The sequence below is a fragment of the Williamsia muralis genome, assembly GCF_051487485.1.
GTDB lineage: Bacteria > Actinomycetota > Actinomycetes > Mycobacteriales > Mycobacteriaceae > Williamsia > Williamsia muralis_B.
This window is the reverse complement of record NZ_JAHVCV010000004.1, coordinates 159,286-179,212: the sequence shown is the minus strand read 5'-3', so window position 1 is coordinate 179,212 and position 19,927 is coordinate 159,286. Positions and strand designations below refer to the sequence as shown.

Here is a 19,927-nt window from a genome sequence, read left to right as displayed (position 1 = left end):
GTCAGACCTTTGGTGCGGTTTTCCAGACTCGCCAGCCCGCCCACACCATGGGGAACTGGAAGGGCAGGCGAGCCCACGCCACCAGCCGGTAGGGCAGCGGTTTGTTGCGGTAGATGCGCACCATGTTGATGTTCCCGGGGTACACGCCGATGAACAGCAGAACCGAGAACAGTCCGGCGTAGCGACGGGTCTGGGGAGCGAGGAGGGCGCCACCGACCGCAAGTTCCACCAAGCCGGAGCCGTATGTGTACACCCGCGGATCACCGGGAAGTTCTTCGGGAATCAGGTCGTCGAAAGGTTTCGGTGCGAGGAAATGCAGCGCGCCGATTCCCAACAGACCGATGCCCATCCGTTTCGCCAACGTCGCATCATCGGGAAACATCAACTGCCGCAACTTGTGCTCGCCACTGTTCATGCGTCCACCATGCCTGATCGCGACGAGATCGGTGATGATTACCACCGGTGCGGAAAAGGACTACAGTCCCCACTTGTGCGTATGCAATTTTCCCGGCGCCGTGTCGGCGCCTTCGTCGGGAGGCGTTGATGCCCGCGGGCAGGCTCCGCCGGCGGTTCAAGAGCGAAGAGCTGACCGACATGCCCGACCACGCGCTGGTCGGTGTCGTCCGCATCCCCGAGATGCAGTCCAGCCCGGGTCGGGCGATCTCTCGGCGGGTCATCTTCGCCCTGGTCGCCCTCTTCGCCGCCGTCTTCATCGTCTACCTCGACCGCGATGGTTATCGAGACGTCCAGGACAGCGAACTCTCGTTCCTCGACTGTCTGTACTACGCCACTGTGTCGCTCTCGACCACTGGCTACGGCGACATCACCCCGTTCACCCCGGAGGCGCGACTGATCAACGTGCTGGTGATCACGCCGCTACGCGTCATGTTCCTGATCGTGTTGGTCGGCACCACGTTGGAAGTGCTGACCGAGCGATCCCGTCAAGCTCTCAAAATCCAGCGTTGGAGGAACAAGGTGCGTAATCACACCGTGGTGATCGGGTACGGGACCAAGGGAAAGACAGCAGTCAAGGCGATGATCGCCGACGGCCTGAAGCCCTCGGAAATCGTTGTGGTGGACGGTGACCAGACGGTGCTCGACAACGCTGCCGCCAAGGGGCTGGTGACCGTGCGCGGTGACGCGACCCGATCCGACGTGCTGCGACTCGCGGGCGCGCAACATGCGTCCTCCATCATCGTGGCCGCGAACCGCGACGACACGGCAGTCCTGGCGACGTTGACCGCCCGCGAACTCGCGCCGAACGCGAAGATCGTCGCGTCCATCCGCGAAGCGGAGAACACCCACCTGATCCGTCAATCGGGAGCCAACTCGGTGGTGGTGAGTTCGGAGACCGCCGGGCGCCTGCTGGGGTTGGCCACCAGCACTCCCACCGTCGTGCAGGTGATCGAGGACCTCCTGACTCCTGACGAGGGGTTCGCGATCGCCGAGCGGGACGTGGAACCCGACGAGGTCGGTGGGTCGCCTCGGCACCTGCCCGAGATCGTCCTCGGCGTGGTGCGCGACGGCACGCTGCACCGTATCGACGACAGCAAGGTCGACGCAATCGAACACGGTGATCGATTGCTCTACGTGCGGCAGGGCCAGGGATGACCGGACCAACCGGCCGAGACGAGATCGATCCGAGGCGAGAGGTGAATCCGCTTGCGGCGATTTGAGTTCGACAAGCCACCGATGTTGTCGCGCGCGGTGTACAACCGTGCCGACGAGATCAGGCACGACATGCAACGGCTGACAGAAGGATGGCCGCACGCTCTGCTCCTGCAGATCGACCCGTCGGGCCGGTATCCGGTGGGCGAGGACGGTCTGGGCTGGATCATGGCGGTGGATGTCGGAGACGAACCTCCGCCGGAGGCGGTGTTCCTCGGCCTGCATCCCGAAGAGGGCAGCGACATGTGGGCCATGCGTTTCGATGTCATCGACGGGCCGAAAGACGACCCACGGCGTGGCGCGCAACTCCTCGGCGCCGACGAGGCCGGAATCCTGTCCACCGCGCTGGGAGTGCTCAATTGGCATGACTCAGCCCGTTTTTCACCGGTCGACGGCAATCCGACCGAGCCTGCGAAAGGCGGCTGGGTTCGCCGCAACACCATCAGTGGCCGCGAGGAGTTCCCTCGAACGGATCCGGCGATCATCACGGTGGTCCACGATGGCGCCGACCGGATACTGCTCGGCAGACAGTCGCAGTGGCCCGAGCGCTGGTTCTCGACGCTGGCCGGATTTGTCGAGCCCGGCGAATCGCTGGAGCAATGTGTGGTGCGCGAGGTGCACGAAGAGGTGGGGCTGGACTGCTGGGACCCGCAGTACGTGGGGTCGCAACCGTGGCCCTTTCCCCGGTCCCTGATGGTGGGATTCGAGGTCACGGCAGACCCGGATCAGGCTCTCGACTTCATCGACGGAGAGATCGCGGACGCCGAGTGGTTCAGCCGCTCAGAGGTGCTCGAAGCGCTCGAAGCCCAGCAGGATTGGATAGGGGCCGACGGAAAGCCGATCATCGACGACGCCCGGCTCAGATTGCCGGGATCGATCTCGATCGCGAGTGCGCTCATTCGCGCCTGGGCGACCACACCCGCAGACACAGACCACCCGGCATCCCGCGTCGGGGGAGCCGGGCAGTCGGAGCCGGGTCGGTTGGTGCCACCGCCCGATACATCTGACGGGGTCTAGACCCCGAGCTTCTTGCGGACGTCGGCGACCGTCGGGTTCGTCGCGGTGCTGCCGTCGGCGAACTTCACGGTGGGAACCACATGGTTGCCGCCGTTCACGCTGCCGACGAAGTCTGCGGCACCGGGGTCCTGCTCGATGTCGATTTCCACCCACTCGATGCCCTGACTGCGCAGGCCCATCTTGAGGCGCTTGCAGTACCCGCACCAGGTGGTGGTGTACATGGTCAAAGTCGCGTTCTCGGTAGTCACGCCTACATAACACCACGACCGCCGCAGCTGTTCCCGTCCGCTGCGGCGGGCGGACGCAGTGGTGTCGGCCCTCGTTGGAATACTGAGCACATGGACTCACTGGACCCCGAACAGCAAGCGGCGGTGCTCGCCCCTCGCGGCCCGGTGTGTGTGCTCGCAGGCGCCGGCACGGGCAAGACGCGCACGATCACCCGGCGGATCGCGCATCTGGTCGGCGACGGTCATGTGCGGGGCAGTCAGGTGCTGGCGGTCACGTTCACCGCGCGCGCTGCCGGAGAGATGCGGACCCGGCTCCGTTCATTGGGGATCGCCGGGTCGGGTAACGCCGTGCAGGCGTTGACCTTTCACGCCGCGGCCATGCGGCAACTCAGGTATTTCTGGCCGCAGGCGATCGGCGAGAACCAGTGGGAACTGCTCGACAACAAGTTTCCCGTGGTGTCCCGCGCGGCCCGGTCGGCGGGGGCGCCCACCACCACCGACTCTCTCCGTGACCTGATCTCGGAGATCGAATGGGCAAAAGGCTCGTTGATCGGCCCGGACCAGTACGCGGTGGAGGTGTCCAAGTCGCGGCGAGAGGCGCCGATGCCGGCGGAACAGGTCGCACTGGTCTACGAGCGCTACGAGCAACTCAAGGTGTCGCCCTCGGGAGATCAGCTCCTCGACTTCGACGACCTGTTGCTGATGACGCGGGCCATCCTCGACGATCATCCGGTGGTCGCCGAGGAGTTCCGCGACCGGTATCGCTGTTTTGTGGTCGACGAGTATCAGGACGTCACGCCTGCGCAGCAGGCGCTGCTCAATGCCTGGCTGGGTGAGCGTGACGACCTCACGGTGGTGGGCGACGCCAACCAGACGATCTACTCGTTCACCGGCGCGACCCCGAGTTATCTTCTCGACTTCTCCCGGCGGTTCCCGGAGGCGATGGTGGTCCGGCTCGAGCGCGACTACCGGTCCACCCCGCAGGTGGTCGGTCTGGCCAATCGGGTGATCGGGGCCGCGCGGGGTCGCATCGCGGGTACCCGCCTGCAGCTCATCGGGCAACGACCGCCCGGGCCCGCGCCGGACTTCGCCGAGTACGACGACGAGCCGGCCGAGGCCGCTGCGGTCGCGAAGGCGATCAAACGGTTGATGGCCCAGGGTGTTCCCGGATCCGAGATCGCGATCCTGTATCGCATCAACGCCCAGTCCGAAGCCCATGAGCAGGCGCTGACGGCGGCAGGCATCCCGTACCAGGTACGGGGAGGCGAGGCGTTCTTCGCTCGGTCAGAGATCCGGCAGGCGATGCGGGCCGTGCAGCAGACCGCCGGCCGCGACGACCTGCCGGCTGAGGCAGATGTGGTCACCCTGCTGCGGGCCATCCTCGTCCCGCTGGGTCTGAGCGACGAACCGCCGGCCGGTGCCCAAGCGCGAGAGCGCTGGGAGTCGTTGCGGGCCTTGATGAATCTGACCGAGGAGATGGTGCATGAGAACGAGCACCTGACCCTGACCGAGTTGTCCCGCGAGCTGGCGGCCCGTGCTGAAGCGCGGCATCCACCGACCGTGCAGGGCGTCACTCTGTCGTCGCTGCACGCCGCCAAGGGGCTCGAATGGGATGCCGTGTTCCTGGTGGGCATGGTGGATGGCTCCGTGCCGATCAGCCAGGCCATCAACGCCGGCGATGTGGCGATCGAAGAAGAGAGGCGGCTGCTGTACGTCGGGATCACCCGGGCCCGCGAACACCTGCAGCTGTCGTGGGCGCTCGCGCGCAATGAGGGTGGCAGGCGTTCGCGACGGCGGTCGAGATTTCTTGCCGATCTCGTCCCGGACGACTCGCCCGCCTCCCGGATCGCCGAACCGAAACGAAAACGATCGGGGCCGCGGTGTCGAGTCTGCGGGAAAGCGCTTCTCGGCAAGACCGCCTCGCTGTTGGGTCGATGCGAGAGTTGTCCGTCCGACCTCGACGAGGGCTTGCTGGTCGCTCTCAAGGAGTGGCGCAGCGGCCGGGCCAAGGAGCAGAAGGTTCCGGCCTACGTGGTGTTCTCCGACAACACCCTGATCGCCATTGCCGAACAGCAACCCGGGGATGTGCCTGCGCTCGTTGCCATACCGGGGATCGGTGCCAAGAAGTTGGACCAGTACGGCGAGGATTTGCTCGCACTGGTCCGCGACAACGGCGCGGGCTGACCGGTCGGCGATCCTTGGCCTGACATTTCGGAAAAACTGCAGGTCAAAAATAGGTTGTGCAATCTCGGCGTCGCCGTTTAGGCTGTTCCACATCACCAAGGCGAGGGCTTACTCGATGTGTTCGAGTGATCACCGAGCCACCACATCGCACCGAATGTGCATCTCGAACGAGCAGGAAAGGACAGGAACCGTGAACGATTTCATCAGCGCCGCCGGCGTGTGCGAGTCGTGGCATCTGCCTGTCCAAGGCCTGCGTCCGCGACCCGGACATACCCCCGCAATCGCCGCCATGAAGCCGGAACTCCTGGCTCCCTATGCAGCGATTCCGGCGGTAAACCGCTCAGCGCTTCCCGTGCGACCCCGACGAACGTCGATCTGACACAGATCAATTCATTCGAGGCCACGGCGAGTCGCAACAGCGAACCCGTGGCCTCACTTGTGTGAACTGGAACTTTTGTAGTTCCCCCACTGTGAGCCCGGGTTTTCAAGACAAATCCGAGAGCACATTCGACAGTGGAGGAACTGATGACCGAGTTACTCGAGTCATATATAGGCGGCGGGCTCGCACTGGACATATCCAAGACCGAGTTGCCATGCCAGTACGCCGATGCGGACCTGTGGTTTTCCGAGAACCCGAGTCAGCTCGAGCAGGCAAAGGCGTTGTGCGCCGATTGCCCACTACGACGAGAATGCCTGGCCGAGGCACTCGAACGCGGTGAGCCGTGGGGCGTGTGGGGTGGAGAGATCTTCGATCAGGGTGTGGTGATCGCCCGTAAGCGTCCCCGTGGACGGCCACGTAAGAATCAGACGGCGGCATGAGCTCGCCGGCGCGACGACAGAGCGGGCGGTCTGTGAGAAATACACAGACCGCCCGCTCGTGTGCCTGAATCTTGCCGGTGCCCTTCTACTCGGCCAGCCCGTCGACCCACTTCTCCATGATCGCCCGATAGGGGGCCTCTGCGTCGAGCTGGGCCGCGATACCCACGCAGCCACCGAGAACCCGGAACACCATCACATATTCCTTGGGACAGTTAAGGTTTCGTGATGTGCGGTATACGTCGCCACGTGGATCCGAGGCTGCGCCCGCCGCCCGCTGCAGCCATTTGCGGGTGAAGTGGAACGACTCGCTGTAGAGCGGGTCGACGTACGGACGCAGGTACGCCTCGAGGTCACTCGGGGTGACCTTGTCCTGATGTGAGCGCTGAATGAAGTTGGCTCGCACCATTTCTTCTTTGAGCTCGTCGTACTTGTTGTCGCGGCACAGCCGGAGGATCGGCCCGGTCGCCGCGGGCAGGCCGTTCGGGTAGATGCCCACGGCGCCGAAGTCGAGAATCGCCATCCGGCCATCGGCGAGGAACTGGAAGTTACCCGGGTGGGGATCGCCATGGACCAGTCCTACCCGCTTCGGTGAGCTGACCTCGAACTCGGTCATCTTCGCCGCGGCGTCGTTTCGCTCCTCCTGGGTGCCGTTCTTGATCACCTTCGACATGGGTGTTCCGGTGATCCATTCCGACACAACAACTTTGGGGGCCGAAGCGACCACCCGGGGCACCACGAAATTGGGGTCGTCGGCAAATCCCTTTGCGAAGGCCCGCTGGTTGTTGGCTTCCTTCGTGTAGTTCAATTCGTCTTCGGTGCGCTCGATGAGCTCGTCCATCATCGACTTGACGTCGGTACCGGGGGACAGGCGTTTGAGCAGCCCGGTCATCCGCGACATCGTCTTGAGATCGGCCTTGAGGGCGTGGTCGGCGCCGGGGTACTGCACTTTCACAGCGACGTCGCGGCCGTCGTGCCACACCGCCTTGTGTACCTGGCCGATGGACGCCGATGCGGCCGGTTCGTCGGAGAACTCCTGGAATCGGTCACGCCACTTGGTGCCCAGCTGGTTGTCGAGCACGCCGTGCACCTTGGCTGCGGGCAGTGGTGGAGCTTCTGCCTGGAGCTTGGTGAGAGCCTCACGGAAGGGTTCGCCGAACTCCTCGGGGATCGCCGCCTCCATGATCGACAGCGCCTGACCCACCTTCATGGCGCCGCCCTTCAGCTCGCCCAGGACGGCGAACAGCTGCTCGGCGGTCTTCTCGAGCATGTCTGCGGCGATCTCATCACGGTCCCCACCTGCCAACCGCCTGCCGAACCCCGTAGCCGCCCGTCCTGCCACCCCGAGCGGAAGCGAGGCGAGCTTGGCATTGCGCCGTGCTCCACCTCGTGTGATCTCAGCCATTGAGTGTTCCCCTTTCCCGATTCTTCGAGCTTAGATCACGCCGGCACGCCGCAACCGCATAGCGGGTGCGGCGTCCACTGTCTGATCTGCAGAGATGTTGCATTCGGTCGCAACTCGATCGTCGCGTTCACAGTGGTGGGTGGATCGTGTTCCGGCGATGGCGACGCCGACGCCGCAGCGCTGGTGACAGCCGTGATGTGTTCGATCTGTGCCACGGTGAGGGCCACGGTGCCCGCGATGGTCGCCGGGCTGGCCCACCCGCGTTGACCGAACAGCTGGGCACAGACGATGGGCCACTCGGCGTCGCGGTCGCGCCGGTGGTGGTCAGCGCACACGAGGCAGCTCGTGAGCCCGGGCAACACCAGTGGCCCGATCACTCCGGACCCGTCGCGCAGACGGACGGTCAGGTGCGGAACCCGCGACTTCATCAGATCCGATATCAGCCAGGGGTCGTGCGTGAGGAAGTCGGTCAGCACAACAAGATCGGCCGACCAGGTCGCGAAGGCCTTCTCCGTGTCCGGGTGGTCAGGTGCGAGTCGAGGTCGCCGAACCGATTGCCGAACGCGGTGGCCCCCGGCGCCGACCGCTTTGGCAACTGCGCTCGCCAGTGGTCCCGAGCCGTGCACACGGATGGTCAGTGGGCGGTGGGAACTCACGTGTGCGGCGTGGTGTCCGATCCCGTCAGCAACCAAACGGTCGAGAATGCCGCGGACCTCGTCGAGGTCGAGCCCGATGTCCGCCGCTGCGGCCGTCACCTCGGTGACCGACCGGGGCCCGGTCATCCACCGCAGCAGTCCGGCCAGACGGGCTGGGGAAACGTGAACCGGCGGTTCGAGCACAACCGCGGTCTCCGGGTCGCATCCGACCTGCACCCGGCCGCCCGGGCGCAGCACGATCACCGTCTCCGGCCGTAGCCGGGGCAAAGACATCACAACAGCCATGCCGCCACTCAACCACCGCGACATGGGGACCGACGCCTGCTGACGTCAGTTATCCACAGGGCAAAATGCAGCTTGAGCAGGACGTATGTGGGCCGGTGGAACTCAGGCGCCCGGGGACTTCTGATCGCCCTCGTCGTCGGTGGGCGGGCGCTTCTCGGCGCGTTTGGCCTCGTCCGCAATGGTCTTCTCGAGTTGGGCGATCGGGTCGTCGAAGGCGTCTACTCCGCCACCGATCACCCGGTCGATGAACGCCGCCGGATGGTCGAGGTCGTCGGCGTCGGGAACCAGGTCGGGGTGCGCCCACACGCCATCGCGCGTCGTGACGTCCGACGATTCCAGCAGTTTGCGCCAGAGGTCGGCGGCTTCGCGCAGCTTGCGCGGACGTAGTTCGAGTCCGATGAGGGTGGCGAAGGTCTCCTCGGCCGGTCCACCGGTGGCCCGTCGCCTGCGCATCGTCTCGGTGAGCGCACCCACCGACGGGATGCGGTCGTGGAGAGCTTGCGAGACAACGGTTTCGACCCATCCCTCGATAAGCGCCAACAGTGTCTCCAGGCGGGCCAGGGCGTGCTCCTGAGCGGGGCTGGTCTTCGGCTCGAACGCCGCGCCACCACCGAGGAGGTCCTGAAGCTTGCTCGGATCGGACAACAGTTGGGCCGGATCGATGCCCGCTGCGGCGTCCTGGATGCCGGAGAAGTCGATGGAGATCCCGCGCGCGTACTCCTCGACGGTGGCAAGCAGGCGTTGGCGGAGCCAGGGCACGTGCGAGAACAAGCGCACATGGGCGGCCTCGCGCGCCGCCAGGAACACGATGATCTCCTGGCTGGGCTGTTCCAGGCCCTCGCTGAACGCGGCGATCGCCTCGGGGAGCAGCACAGCCGTTCCGGTGGGAGCCAGCGGCAATCCGACATCGCTGGAGGTCAGTACTTCCTTCGCGAGCTGGCCCAGACCCTGCCCGAGCTGGGTTCCGAAGGCCATTCCACCCATCTGGGTGACCATACCGAGCATGGGGCCGGCAAAATCTCGAGCTTCTTCAGGCAAGTTCTTGGACCAGGTGGTTGCCATCTGCTCGGCGACCGGATTGCACAACGTCTTCCACACCGGCAGGGTCTTCTCGAGCCAGTCCACGGGGGTCCATGCCTCGGTGGTGGTGACTCCAGCGGGCAGTGTGGTCACGGCATCGAGCCACACCTCGGCCAACCGGACCGAATCGGTGACCGCAGACTTCTCGCGGTCGCTGACCGGGGTGTGTTTGCCGATCTGCTGGCGGGCCAGCGAGGTCGCCACCTGGTAGTTGACCGGCTCTCCACCGCCGCCCGTGCCCATACCGGCTCCCATGCCGGACAACATCTGACCGAGCTGCGAGAGCATCTGCCCGAGCTGATTGGGATCGAAATCGCCGGGTTTCTTGCCGCGCTCGTCACCGTCCCCGTCGTCGCCGGACGAAGGAGAGAAACCGAAAGGCAAGTCATTCATACCTCTACGGTACCGGCGCATGCGCCCGGATCCTCCTGCGAATCCATCCGCTCTCGGCGAACGGTCACCCTCTACGCTGGGCCTGGTGAAAATGCAGTCCCTCAGAGTTGCCCCGGAATACCGGCGGGTCACCACGTTGCTGGTGGCGTTGGCGTTCCTGGTTGCGTTCGTCTTGCTGGGAACGCTGGTGAAGGTGCCCTACGTGGCACTGGGACCGGGTCCGACGGTCAACACGCTGGGCCAGCTGAAAGACGGATCGAACGGCGAGATGATCGATGTCGTCGCGATCGGTGGGACGCAGACCGACCCGACGACAGGCAACCTCAATTTGACCACCGTCTCGGTGACCGACAACCTGACGCTGTTCCAGGCGATGGGATTCTGGTTCTCCGGTGACGATGAGCTGCAGCCGCGCGACCGGGTCTACCCGCCGGGCAAGTCCAACGACGAGGTGGACGCAGAGAACAAGCAGCAGATGACCGGCTCGGAGAACTCCGCGACGCTTGCCGCACTGAACTATCTGGGGCGGCCGGTGGAACAGGTGGTCGGTGGTGTCGACGACAACGGACCGTCGGCGGGCAAGCTCGAACCCGGCGACGACATCGTCGCGGTCGACGGCGTGGCCGTCGACGACCCGAACGCCCTGCGGGCCGAGCTCGGCCGGTTCGCCCCCGGCACCGAGGTGACGCTCGACGTCCTACGCGATGGGAATCCGGTCACGGTGCGGGTGACCCTGGGTGCCAATCCCGACGACAAGTCGAAGGGAATCCTCGGCATCACGCTCGCCGAGGAGAACGGCGACCCCGGGCTCGACGTGGATTTCAACGTCGGTGACATCGGCGGACCGTCGGCCGGGTTGATGCTGACGTTGGCCGTGATCGACAAGTTGAGCCCCGGAGAACTCACCGGCGGCGACTTCATCGCCGGCACCGGGACGATCACCCCGGATGGGGACGTGGGCGAGATCGGCGGCATCACGCACAAGATGCGGGCTGCGAAAGATGCGGGGGCCGAAGCGTTTCTGGTTCCGTCCGGCAATTGTGCCGAAGCGAAATCGGACACACCGGACGGTCTGACCCTGGTCAAGGTCGACACATTGCAGAACGCCGTGGACGGCTTGAAGGATCTCGAAGCGGGTCGCACGCCACCGGGCTGCTGACCGACGCGCCAGCTCCGACGACTGCTCCTCCGACTATTCCTCCGGCGGGGTGTTCTCCAGTGTCCCGGCGAGCGCGGCCAGGAGACTGGGCGCCAACTCGGGATGTTGCAGCAATTCGATCGGGGCGTCGGGATCATCTTCTGTGCCCGGAGCAAGCTGCAGGAGGCTCAATGCCCGTCCGTCACGCAGTACCGCTGCGGCCAGACGCGCCCCGCGACTCTCCGGATGCGCTTCGGCGGCGCTGCGCGCAGCGTGGTCGGCAGCGTCGGGATCGGAGAGCAGCGGGCCCAGCGCCTCGTCCAGATCGCTCTCGGCCTCCGGTGGCAACACGATGATCTCTTGGACCAGGGCGCACCCTTCGACTTCCGGTGGCCAGCTGGTGGTGGCCAGCACATGCTCGAGTTCGGCCATGCCACTGTCGGGCGACACGGGCAGCGGGGCCTGTTCGATGAGCGTGAGCTCGGACGTGTCGTGGTCGTCGACCCAGTCCGGTTGGGTGTCTGCCAGCAACGCGGTGGGCACGAGCGCGAACAGCTGCGGCGGCTGACCCCACCCCGCGGCGTCGACAAACTCCACGACTTCTCGGATCGCGCTTCCCAGTGCGTCGGGGGAGAGGACGGGCGGCTGCGGATCGGTCACCGGACAATAGTGACATCTACGGCTCCGTATGCGGCGAATGATCCGGTCGAACACACCTGTCAGCGGCCCCCGGACCCACGTTTCCACCCGCCGGTGAGCAACGCCATACACGCACAAGACGGTTCACAGCTGCGATCGGTACTGTTCTAAGTAATGCGGAGTAGAGGGGCCGATACCGGCCGCTCTCTCGGCTTTCAACGCTCAGCGAGGCAGCGGGGCGCCGCAAAGTAAAGTGTTGGTCAAGACCGGGTGCGGTGCCCCCGGCATAAAAGTTGGAGTAGAACACGTGGGAATCCGGGGTCCGGCAGCAATGCCGACGTTGTCGCGGCGAAGCAAGGCGCTCATAGCCACTGCCGTCATCGTTCTGGTGGTGTTGCTGGTGGGGCCGAGGCTCATCACCATCTACACCGACTGGTTGTGGTTCAAGGACATCGGCTACAGCTCGGTCTTCAGCAAGATCATCTGGACGCGCATCGCGCTGTTCGGTATCTGCGGCGCCCTCGCCGGGCTGATCATCTTCGGTGCGTTGTGGCTCGCCTATCGCAGCCGGCCGGTGTTCGTTCCGACGAGTGGGCCAGGCGATCCGATCGCGCGCTACCGCACCGTGGTGATGAGCCGGATCCGGTGGTTCGCCATCATCCCGACGTTGCTGGTCGGCCTTCTCGCAGGCCTGGTTGCGCAAGGCTCGTGGTCCACCGTGCAGATGTTCCTCAACGGTGAGAGTTTCGGTACCAAGGATCCGGAGTTCGGCCTCGATGTCGGCTTCTACGCCTTCGACCTGCCGTTCTACCGCTTTGTGCTGAACTACCTGTTCGTCGTTGTGGTGATCGCGTTTGTCGTCAGCTTGGTGACCCACTACATCTTCGGCGGGATCCGTCTCGCCGGGCGCGGCGGAACGCTGACCAACGCGGCGCGTATCCAGCTGGCGGTCATCGCCGGTACGTTCTTGTTGCTCAAGGCCGTTGCGTATTGGCTCGACCGGTACACGCTGCTGAGCAGCACCCGTAAGCAGGAGATCTTCAACGGCGCCAGCTACACCGACATCAACGCGGTGCTGCCGTCGAAGTTGATCCTCATGGCGATCGCCATCATCTGTGCGTTGGCGTTCTTCGCCGGCGTGGTTCTTCGCGACCTTCGTATCCCTGCCCTCGCCACCGCCATGATGTTGTTGTCTGCGTTGGTGATCGGCGTGGGCTGGCCCGCAGCCATGGAGCAGTTCTCGGTGAAGCCCAACGCGGCCGAGAAGGAAGCCGAGTTCATCAACCGGAACATCGAGGCCACCAAGGCGGCCTACGGAATCGGTGACGACAGGGTGAAAACCCAGGCGAACTGGACCGGCGAACCGGCCAATGCCAACCAGGTCGACGCCGACGCACCGACCCTGTCGAACATCCGGCTCCTCGATCCCAACATCGTCTCGCCGGCCTTCGCTCAGCTCAAGAGGCAGCAGAACTTCTACGGGTTCCCCTCCCAACTTGCCCTCGACCGTTACACGGTCGACGGCGAAATGCGTGACTTCGTGGTCGCAGCAAGGGAACTCGACCCCACCAGGTTCGAGGCGAACCAGCAGAACTGGCTGAACAAGCACACCGTCTACACCCACGGCAACGGTTTCATCGCCGCTCCCGCGAACACGGTGAACGAAGCCGTCTCCAGTGAGAGCGACGTCAACGGTGGCGGTGAGCCCGTCTTCAACGTCAGTGATCTGAGTAATTATCAGACCGACGACTACAAGGCGAACGCGCCCATCAAGGTGACGCAGCCGCGTATCTACTTCGGTGAACTGATCTCCAAAGTGAATCCCGACTACGCGATCGTCGGCAACACCGGTGAGCCGCGGGAGTTCGACACCGCGGACACACCCAAGTACACCTACCAGGGCGACGCCGGCGTGCCGTTGTCCAACTGGTTCAACCGATTTGCCTACGCGGTGAAGTACACCGAGCGCAACCTGCTGCTCTCGGGGGCCATCAACGAAGAGTCGAAAATCATCTACAACCGTGATCCTCGTGACCGAGTCAAGAAGGCCGCACCCTGGCTGACCGTCGACTCGAAGACCTATCCGGCCGTGATGTCCGACGGCTCGGTCAAGTGGATCGTCGACGGGTACACCACTCTCGACGCATTCCCTTACGCGCAGAAGACGTCGCTCGAAGATGCGACCACCGATGCGCAGCAGCTCAATCAGGGCCAGACCGGACGCACTCAGGTCAACCGGCAGGTCTCGTACGTCCGCAACTCGGTGAAGGCCACCGTGGACGCCTACTCGGGCGAGGTCACGCTCTACCAGTTCGACGACAAGGACCCCGTCCTGAAGACCTGGATGAAGGTGTTCCCTGATTCGGTGAAGTCGCGCGCGGAGTTCGACAACGCGGAGAACGCAGACCTGCGTGACCACGTGCGCTACCCGGAGGATCTGTTCAAGATCCAGCGTCAGCTGCTGACTAAGTACCACGTGACCAACCCGCAGACGTTCTTCCAGGGAGACGCCTTCTGGTCGGTGCCTGCCGATCCGACGGACAGCGCTGCGGTCACCCGGGGGCTCGATCAGCCGCCGTACTACTTCGTCGCCTCCGATCCTGAGACCAAGAGGTCCTCGTTCCAGTTGACGTCGGTGTTCAACGTCCTGAAGCAGGAGTTCTTGGCGGCGTACGTGACCGTGTCCTCCGACCCGGAGAACTACGGTCAGATCACCATCAAGAATCTCCCACCGAACACGCAGCGTGAAGGTCCCAAACAGGTCTTCAGTGCGATGGAGACCGACACCCGCGTGGCAGAGAGCCGCAAGAACCTCGAGAACACCGCGGACGTCACCTTCGGCAACCTGCTGACGTTGCCGGTCGGTGACAACGGGGTGCTGAACGTGGTGCCGATGTACGCGCAGGCGAAGTCGACAGCGGGTACGTTCCCGCGTCTGGTCCGTGTGATCGTGCGGTACGACGACAGCAGCGGCCAGCCGCCTCGGGTGGGTTATGCGCCCACCGTCGCGGCAGCGCTCGCGGGTGTCGGGATCGATCCGTCGTCCGTGACGCAGATCCCGGGGGCTGAGAGCGCGCCGGTGGTTCAGCCGGGTACTCCACCGCAGCAGGGGCAGACCCCGACGCCGCCGCCGGCCGACGGTCAGGCCGCGGTACCGCCGTCACCCCAGCGAGACGCGATCGTCAAGCGGATGGACGATGCGCTGACCGCCATGCAGCAGGCCCTCTCGGCGGGTAACTTCACCGCCTACGGTCAGGCACAGACGGATCTGCAGGCTGCGGTGCGCGATTACGAGAATCTGCCGACGGGCTAGCATTTGCCCAGTTCAGAAGCGTGACCGGCGTTACAGGCGGGCGATTTGCACTTCGCAGGTGCCCGCCTGTAACGTTGTGTTCACCGCCGCGGGGTGGAGCAGCTCGGTAGCTCGCTGGGCTCATAACCCAGAGGTCGCAGGTTCAAATCCTGTCCCCGCTACGAAGACAAGAACCCGCGTTCTGCATCACGCAGAACGCGGGTTCTTGCTATGTCAGGGGTGGTGTTCCAGTCGGTGGCGAAGGGCCCTCGATCAGGATGGGTCTTCGTGGGTGACCGCCTTGTAGCCACGCGCACCGGCCCGATCGACCGCAGCTTTGACGAGGCCGAAGATCAGGCCCTGCAGTGCAGCGGCGACCAGGACTTCGGTGTTGCTCCTCTGGAGGTCTTTGGGATCAGGTGCCTTGGCATCATTGCCCAGACGCTTCCAGACCTGACCGAATGCGGCTGACGCCGCAACACCACCAAGCACGCTTGTAGCTATCGACAGCGGCTTGTAGGCGGCTTTGGACACGGCGCTCATACGATCTCCCTCTTCTTCGAACGGCGACGACGCACAACAACGAGCAGGACGAGCAGCACTGCCCCGATCGCGCCGGAGGTCGCCAGGACCTGCTGGTTGTCTTTGGCTTTGATCTGCGCGGTGTGGGCGGTGTCTGCGGCAGCCGTTTTGACGCGGGTGGGGACATCGAACTTCTGCGCCAACGCGTCCACAGTCTGGGCCAGTTCGGCGCGCTGTTCCTCGACCGGAGGCACATCGGTGGGCGCAGTGGTTCCGGGTTCGGGTGTTGCGCCCGATGACGTCGGTTCGCTCATCAGAGATGCTCCCTCACGGTGTTGATGTCTCTCTGGATGCTGTGCACGGTTGCCTGCGGCGCCGGCGGCACGGCCTTCTTGGCACGAGACGCGCCGATTGCGGCAGCGATGGCTCCGATGACGACCAGCACGGCCGCGACGATGAGTGCGGCGAGCCATGGGTCCACCGCGGTGGCCAACCCCAGGACGGCCGCTGCGATGAGTGTTCCGAATCCGAACAGCAGTAACAGGGCACCTGCTCCGGAGATGCCGACGCCGATGCCGAGCTTTGTACCTTTTGTCTTCACCTCATCGAGTGCGTTCCGGACTTCTGTTTTGACGAGGGTGGAGGTCTGCTCGGAGAGGCGTTCGATCAACTGGACGGTCGAGAGATCTGTCGGTGGGGGCTGATTCATCGTTCCTCCTTTGACTGCGGGCTGCGACGCAGTGATCAGCTCAGCCGACCTACCGAGCCGCGAGTCACGGACAGGCGGTGATTACCCAGCGCAACATGTGAGCAAACCGGACAACAAAAGACGATGTGACCCTTCAGAGTGCCGCGGCGGCGGGCTTTTTCATCTTGCGCACCGTTTTTCCGTCGGCGTATTCGCCCAGCGCGGTCATCACCCAGCCGGATGGTTCACGAACCATCTTGCACATCAGGACCCCGGTGGTGGGTCCTGAGTCGGAGAGTTCGAATCGGACCATCTCCTGGCCGCTCCCGTGGTCGACGAGCCGGCAGAAGGCCCGTCCGACGTCGGTGAATCGCTGGCCCGAGAAGGAGTTCACGGTGAACACCAGGCCGGTGACCGAATGGGGCAAGCGCCCCAGGTCCACGGAGATCACCTCGTCGTCGCCCTCACCTGCGCCGGTCAGGTTGTCACCCGAATGTGCCACCGCGCCATCGAGAATCGACAATTTCAAGAACCAGCAGGTCGCCACGACCTTGCGGTTCGCATCGAACGCGATGCACGACGCGTCGAGATCGATCCGGCCCTTGCCCGCGACCGGATCCCACCCGAGTCCCATCCGGACCTTGCTCAGCAGGGGCTTGCCGAACTTCGTCAGCACCACCGACTGGCGTTTTTCGAGGACCACGTGACCTTTGTCGAGGTTCGGCCGATGGTTCGCCGAGTCGGTGGGGGTAGTCGTCTGGACGGCGGGAACCGCTACCGGCTCCACCGTCGGCGCAGTCTCGGCCGGGTCGTCCACGCTGATGCCGAAATCTGTTGCGATCCCGGCCAATCCGTCTGCGTAGCCTTGCCCGACCGCACGCAGCTTCCATCCGCCGCCGCGTCGATAGACCTCGAAGACGATCAGGGCGGTCTCGCGGGAGAGGTTTGGCGGGTCGAACGTGGCGAGCACGTCACCGTTCGCCGCATCGATGACGCGTGCATGTGGATTCGTCCCGGCGAACGTGGTGGCCGGGGGATCGAGACTGGCCGTGATGACCACCTTGTCGATGGCCGACGGGATGGCGGCCAGGGTGATGCAGACGGCATCGGGACCATGGGCGGTACCGGGCATGTGACGTAGCCCCGGCCCGACGGGCGCGTTGAAGAAGATCAGGTCGGCGTCGCTGCGCACCTTGCCCGACGGGGTCACCAACAGCGCCGACACGTCCAGTTGCCGCCCGCTCACGCCTACCTCGACGCGGACTTCGGCGGCCTGCAACGCGGTGTTCGCGCCCGTAGTCATCGGGATGCTCATGTCGCGGTCCGCCCTTGTTCGACGCGTGGCCTGTGGGCCCGGGAAAGGACTGTCGCCACGAAGCTACCGAAGTCCGGCGATCGGTGTGGGTGTGTTGTCGATTCGATACCTCCGGCCAGATACGCCACGGCCCGTCGGGGCGGATCGGGTGCCGGTTATTGTCCTTCGAGCACAACCACTCACCTCTTCACAGAACACGGAGGGCTCCTGTGCCCGAGCTCGATGGTGCTGCCACTGCACTGGTGCTTATCTCGACCGCGATGGTTCTTCTGATGACTCCGGCGCTGGCGCTGTTCTACGGCGGCATGGTGCGCAGCTTCAGCGTGCTGAACATGATGATGATGAGCTTCATCGCCATCCCGCTGGTCGCGGTCGCGTGGCTGGTCGCCGGCTACAGCCTTGCGTTTTCCGACGACGCGGGGTTCGGCCTCATCGGTGGCGTGGATTCGTTCGGGCTGGCCGGGATCGGGCCGGAGTCGTTGCACGGGTCCATCCCGACCCTGTTGTTCGTGACGTTTCAGCTGACGTTCGCTGTGATCACCGCGGCATTGATCAGTGGGGCCATCGCCGACCGTGCCCGCTTCGTCGCCTGGATCGTGTTCGTACCGATCTGGACACTGCTGGTCTATGCGCCTGTGGCGCACTGGGTCTGGGGTCCGGGCGGCTGGATCGCCGAGCTCGGGGCGCTCGACTTCGCGGGCGGTCTGGTGGTGGAGGTGACCTCGGGTGCCTCGGCGCTGGCACTCGCCCTCGTCCTGGGGCCCCGCCTCGGATTCCGCCACGACACGATGCGCCCGCACAATCTGCCCTTTGTGCTGCTCGGCGCGGGACTGTTGTGGTTCGGATGGTTCGGCTTCAATGCAGGCTCTGCGCTCGCGGCCGACGGCATGGCGGCAGCAGTCCTGCTCAACACCTTGATCGCGGGCGGCCTGGGAATGGTCGGCTGGCTTGTGGTCGAGACCAATCGTGATGGGCACCCGACCAGTTTTGGCGCCGCGTCGGGCATTGTCGCCGGGCTGGTGGCGATCACACCGTCGTGTGGATCGGTGGGGCCGCTCGGCGCGGCCGTTGTCGGCCTCGCAGCCGGAATCGTGTGTGCCTACGTCGTGTTGTGGAAGTTCAAGTTCGGCTACGACGATTCACTGGATGTCGTCGGCGTGCACTTCACCGGTGGTGTGGTCGGCACCTTCCTCATCGGACTCTTCGCGACTTCGATGATGACGTCCGATGCCGAAGGACTTTTCTACGGCGGCGGACTGGCTCTGCTGGGTAAACAAGTGATCGCCATCTTTGCAGTAGCTCTTTACACATTCCTGATGTCATTCGGAATCGGGAAGGTCATCGATTGGACCATCGGGTTCAGGGTGTCGGCGAAAGATGAACGAGAAGGGGTCGACTTCTCCGAGCACGCCGAGACTGCCTACGCCGACCTCGAACGCTGATCGCCACCTCTGGGGATGGGATCAACACAAATGGCTAATCGGCCAATGTCAATCAGCCGAATCGGGTATTCCGTAATTCGGTCGATATGATCGTCACGTTCAGAAATTGCCGTTCGACGTTGCTGCGATGAACCTTCGGGCGAACGGTCGCCGCCTTTATGTCTGGGCGAGTGCGCATGGGCGGTCCACGTCCCGCCATTGTTAGTCTGAGTTGTGCGTCTGACTCCATTCGCGCTCATCAAAGTGTACGTCAGCCGCAGTTGCGTTGGTCTAATTGACGCCTTGCCTATTATTGGAATCAGGCACTATTCAATTGATGTGGTCGGGTAATGCCGTGGAAAGAATGCGCTGACTGCTTTCAAGAAATTGAAGATAAAAATCGCATTCCGCGAAACTTTCTGGTTCCTTACTTTCATACTCGGGGCAAGCGGGTCGGACTGGCTGGCCCTTTTGTGTAGGCGAGGTTCAATTATGAGTTTGACGGTCACAAAACGTAATCGCCGCAAGATCCGAGCGATTCTTGCGGCGGGTTTGGTGCTCGGTGTGGGAGCAGCGGTGACACTTGCGGCCTGGAGTGATTCCGTCTGGGGCCAGAGCGAGTTCGCCACCGACAAATGGAACGTTCAGGGCAGTTTCAACGGTGGCACCAGCTGGGGTGAGTTCGCAACGGGGCCGACGGCCGGCACGTTTACATTCCCGCTGGCCGATGCCACGAGCCTCACGCCCGGTGAATCGGTCAAAGCCCCGGTGTCGCTGCGGGTCGGGCCGGCGGTATCGGCACTGAATGCGTCGGTGACCCTCGCTCCGTCGGGCAACACATCTGCGTTGGCCGGCGAACTCGAACTCACCGTCACCGAGGCCGCCAGCTGCAGCGTCGCGGGTACCACGCCCTCAGGCTGGCCCGCAGGTGGAAGCGTCGCAACGGCGGGCGGAAGCACCCCGATCATCCTCAACGGCGACATGACCCCGCGGCACTTCTGTTTCACTGTGACGTTGCCGGCTGACGCGGCGCTGCTCGATACGTCGACAACAGGGCAGGTTCTCTGGGAGTTCAAGGCAACCAGCGTCGAACCATAGGCATCTGCCGGCCGCCGGGCCAGTGGTTCATTGCAGAGCCCCGGCGGTCCGGTAGCCCTGATGTCGTGCGCGTCCGCGTCGTG

18 protein-coding genes and 1 tRNA gene are annotated in these 19,927 nt (G+C 64.3%); 9 read left to right on the top strand and 10 right to left on the bottom strand.

The window, feature by feature from the left end; translation table 11 throughout:
* Position 1 precedes the first annotated feature (1 nt).
* On the bottom strand, positions 2-415 hold the full coding sequence (locus tag KXR83_RS12285) for a DoxX family protein (RefSeq protein ID WP_437425089.1): 414 nt from the start codon (positions 413-415) through the stop codon (positions 2-4).
* Between the two features lie 128 nt (positions 416-543).
* On the opposite strand from KXR83_RS12285, the gene KXR83_RS12280 reads away from it, so the two are divergent.
* Both KXR83_RS12280 and nudC read left to right on the top strand, forming a co-directional pair.
* The gene (locus KXR83_RS12280) at positions 544-1,611 is read left to right on the top strand and encodes a potassium channel family protein (protein WP_437425088.1); all 1,068 of its coding nucleotides are present in this window, start codon (positions 544-546) and stop codon (positions 1,609-1,611) included.
* 51 nt (positions 1,612-1,662) lie between these two features.
* Positions 1,663-2,685, top strand: coding sequence for an NAD(+) diphosphatase (gene nudC, locus KXR83_RS12275; RefSeq protein ID WP_437425087.1), 1,023 nt, complete (start codon positions 1,663-1,665; stop codon positions 2,683-2,685).
* Here nudC and KXR83_RS12270 read toward each other — a convergent pair.
* Entirely contained in the window at positions 2,682-2,906 is a 225-nt protein-coding gene (locus KXR83_RS12270) for a mycoredoxin (protein ID WP_099384030.1), read from the bottom strand. The two genes, nudC and KXR83_RS12270, sit on opposite strands and share 4 nt — an antisense overlap.
* Positions 2,907-3,023: 117 nt before the next feature.
* Here KXR83_RS12270 and KXR83_RS12265 point away from each other — a divergent pair, with 117 nt between their 5' ends.
* Together KXR83_RS12265 and KXR83_RS12260 are read left to right on the top strand one after the other, a co-directional pair.
* A complete protein-coding gene (locus tag KXR83_RS12265) occupies positions 3,024-5,096 on the top strand; it encodes an ATP-dependent DNA helicase UvrD2 (protein WP_437425086.1) in 2,073 nt (690 codons plus the stop codon).
* A 525-nt stretch (positions 5,097-5,621) separates the two neighbouring features.
* Positions 5,622-5,915: a WhiB family transcriptional regulator gene (locus KXR83_RS12260; protein WP_051406386.1), complete on the top strand. Its 294-nt coding sequence runs from the start codon at positions 5,622-5,624 to the stop codon at positions 5,913-5,915.
* Between the two features lie 85 nt (positions 5,916-6,000).
* Here the strand turns inward: KXR83_RS12260 and KXR83_RS12255 are convergent, their stop codons facing one another.
* From KXR83_RS12255 to KXR83_RS12245, 3 genes are all read right to left on the bottom strand, one after another.
* A complete protein-coding gene (locus KXR83_RS12255) occupies positions 6,001-7,317 on the bottom strand; it encodes an ABC1 kinase family protein (protein WP_437425085.1) in 1,317 nt (438 codons plus the stop codon).
* Positions 7,318-7,352: 35 nt separating this feature from the next.
* Positions 7,353-8,258: a hypothetical protein gene (locus KXR83_RS12250; protein WP_437425084.1), complete on the bottom strand. Its 906-nt coding sequence runs from the start codon at positions 8,256-8,258 to the stop codon at positions 7,353-7,355.
* Between the two features lie 102 nt (positions 8,259-8,360).
* Positions 8,361-9,731 carry a zinc-dependent metalloprotease gene (locus KXR83_RS12245; protein WP_033335711.1) on the bottom strand — a complete coding sequence of 457 codons (1,371 nt, stop codon included), beginning with the start codon at positions 9,729-9,731 and terminating at the stop codon, positions 8,361-8,363.
* A 91-nt stretch (positions 9,732-9,822) separates the two neighbouring features.
* Here KXR83_RS12245 and KXR83_RS12240 point away from each other — a divergent pair, with 91 nt between their 5' ends.
* Positions 9,823-10,890: a YlbL family protein gene (locus tag KXR83_RS12240; protein ID WP_437425364.1), complete on the top strand. Its 1,068-nt coding sequence runs from the start codon at positions 9,823-9,825 to the stop codon at positions 10,888-10,890.
* Positions 10,891-10,923: 33 nt separating this feature from the next.
* On the opposite strand, the gene KXR83_RS12235 is transcribed toward KXR83_RS12240, so the two are convergent.
* Positions 10,924-11,529, bottom strand: a complete 606-nt coding sequence (locus tag KXR83_RS12235; protein ID WP_437425083.1) for a PPA1309 family protein — start codon at positions 11,527-11,529, stop codon at positions 10,924-10,926.
* 286 nt (positions 11,530-11,815) lie between these two features.
* Here KXR83_RS12235 and KXR83_RS12230 point away from each other — a divergent pair, with 286 nt between their 5' ends.
* Positions 11,816-14,821, top strand: a complete 3,006-nt coding sequence (locus KXR83_RS12230) for a UPF0182 family protein (protein ID WP_437425082.1) — start codon at positions 11,816-11,818, stop codon at positions 14,819-14,821.
* A gap of 87 nt (positions 14,822-14,908) precedes the next feature.
* Positions 14,909-14,982, top strand: a tRNA-Met gene (locus tag KXR83_RS12225).
* A 91-nt stretch (positions 14,983-15,073) separates the two neighbouring features.
* On the opposite strand, the gene KXR83_RS12220 is transcribed toward KXR83_RS12225, so the two are convergent.
* The 4 genes from KXR83_RS12220 to KXR83_RS12205 form a co-directional block, all read right to left on the bottom strand.
* Positions 15,074-15,343, bottom strand: coding sequence for a DUF4235 domain-containing protein (locus KXR83_RS12220; RefSeq protein WP_437425081.1), 270 nt, complete (start codon positions 15,341-15,343; stop codon positions 15,074-15,076).
* Positions 15,340-15,636, bottom strand: coding sequence for a DUF3618 domain-containing protein (locus KXR83_RS12215; RefSeq protein ID WP_030164424.1), 297 nt, complete (start codon positions 15,634-15,636; stop codon positions 15,340-15,342). The genes KXR83_RS12220 and KXR83_RS12215 overlap by 4 nt, the downstream gene beginning before the upstream one ends.
* Positions 15,636-16,031 carry a phage holin family protein gene (locus KXR83_RS12210; protein ID WP_030164422.1) on the bottom strand — a complete coding sequence of 132 codons (396 nt, stop codon included), beginning with the start codon at positions 16,029-16,031 and terminating at the stop codon, positions 15,636-15,638. The genes KXR83_RS12215 and KXR83_RS12210 overlap by 1 nt, the downstream gene beginning before the upstream one ends.
* Positions 16,032-16,164: 133 nt before the next feature.
* Positions 16,165-17,325, bottom strand: coding sequence for a TerD family protein (locus KXR83_RS12205; protein ID WP_437425080.1), 1,161 nt, complete (start codon positions 17,323-17,325; stop codon positions 16,165-16,167).
* 209 nt (positions 17,326-17,534) lie between these two features.
* Here KXR83_RS12205 and KXR83_RS12200 point away from each other — a divergent pair, with 209 nt between their 5' ends.
* Both KXR83_RS12200 and KXR83_RS12195 read left to right on the top strand, forming a co-directional pair.
* Positions 17,535-18,767 carry an ammonium transporter gene (locus tag KXR83_RS12200; protein ID WP_437425079.1) on the top strand — a complete coding sequence of 411 codons (1,233 nt, stop codon included), beginning with the start codon at positions 17,535-17,537 and terminating at the stop codon, positions 18,765-18,767.
* A gap of 471 nt (positions 18,768-19,238) precedes the next feature.
* Positions 19,239-19,844: a SipW-dependent-type signal peptide-containing protein gene (locus KXR83_RS12195; protein ID WP_437425078.1), complete on the top strand. Its 606-nt coding sequence runs from the start codon at positions 19,239-19,241 to the stop codon at positions 19,842-19,844.
* Positions 19,845-19,927: the final 83 nt, after the last annotated feature.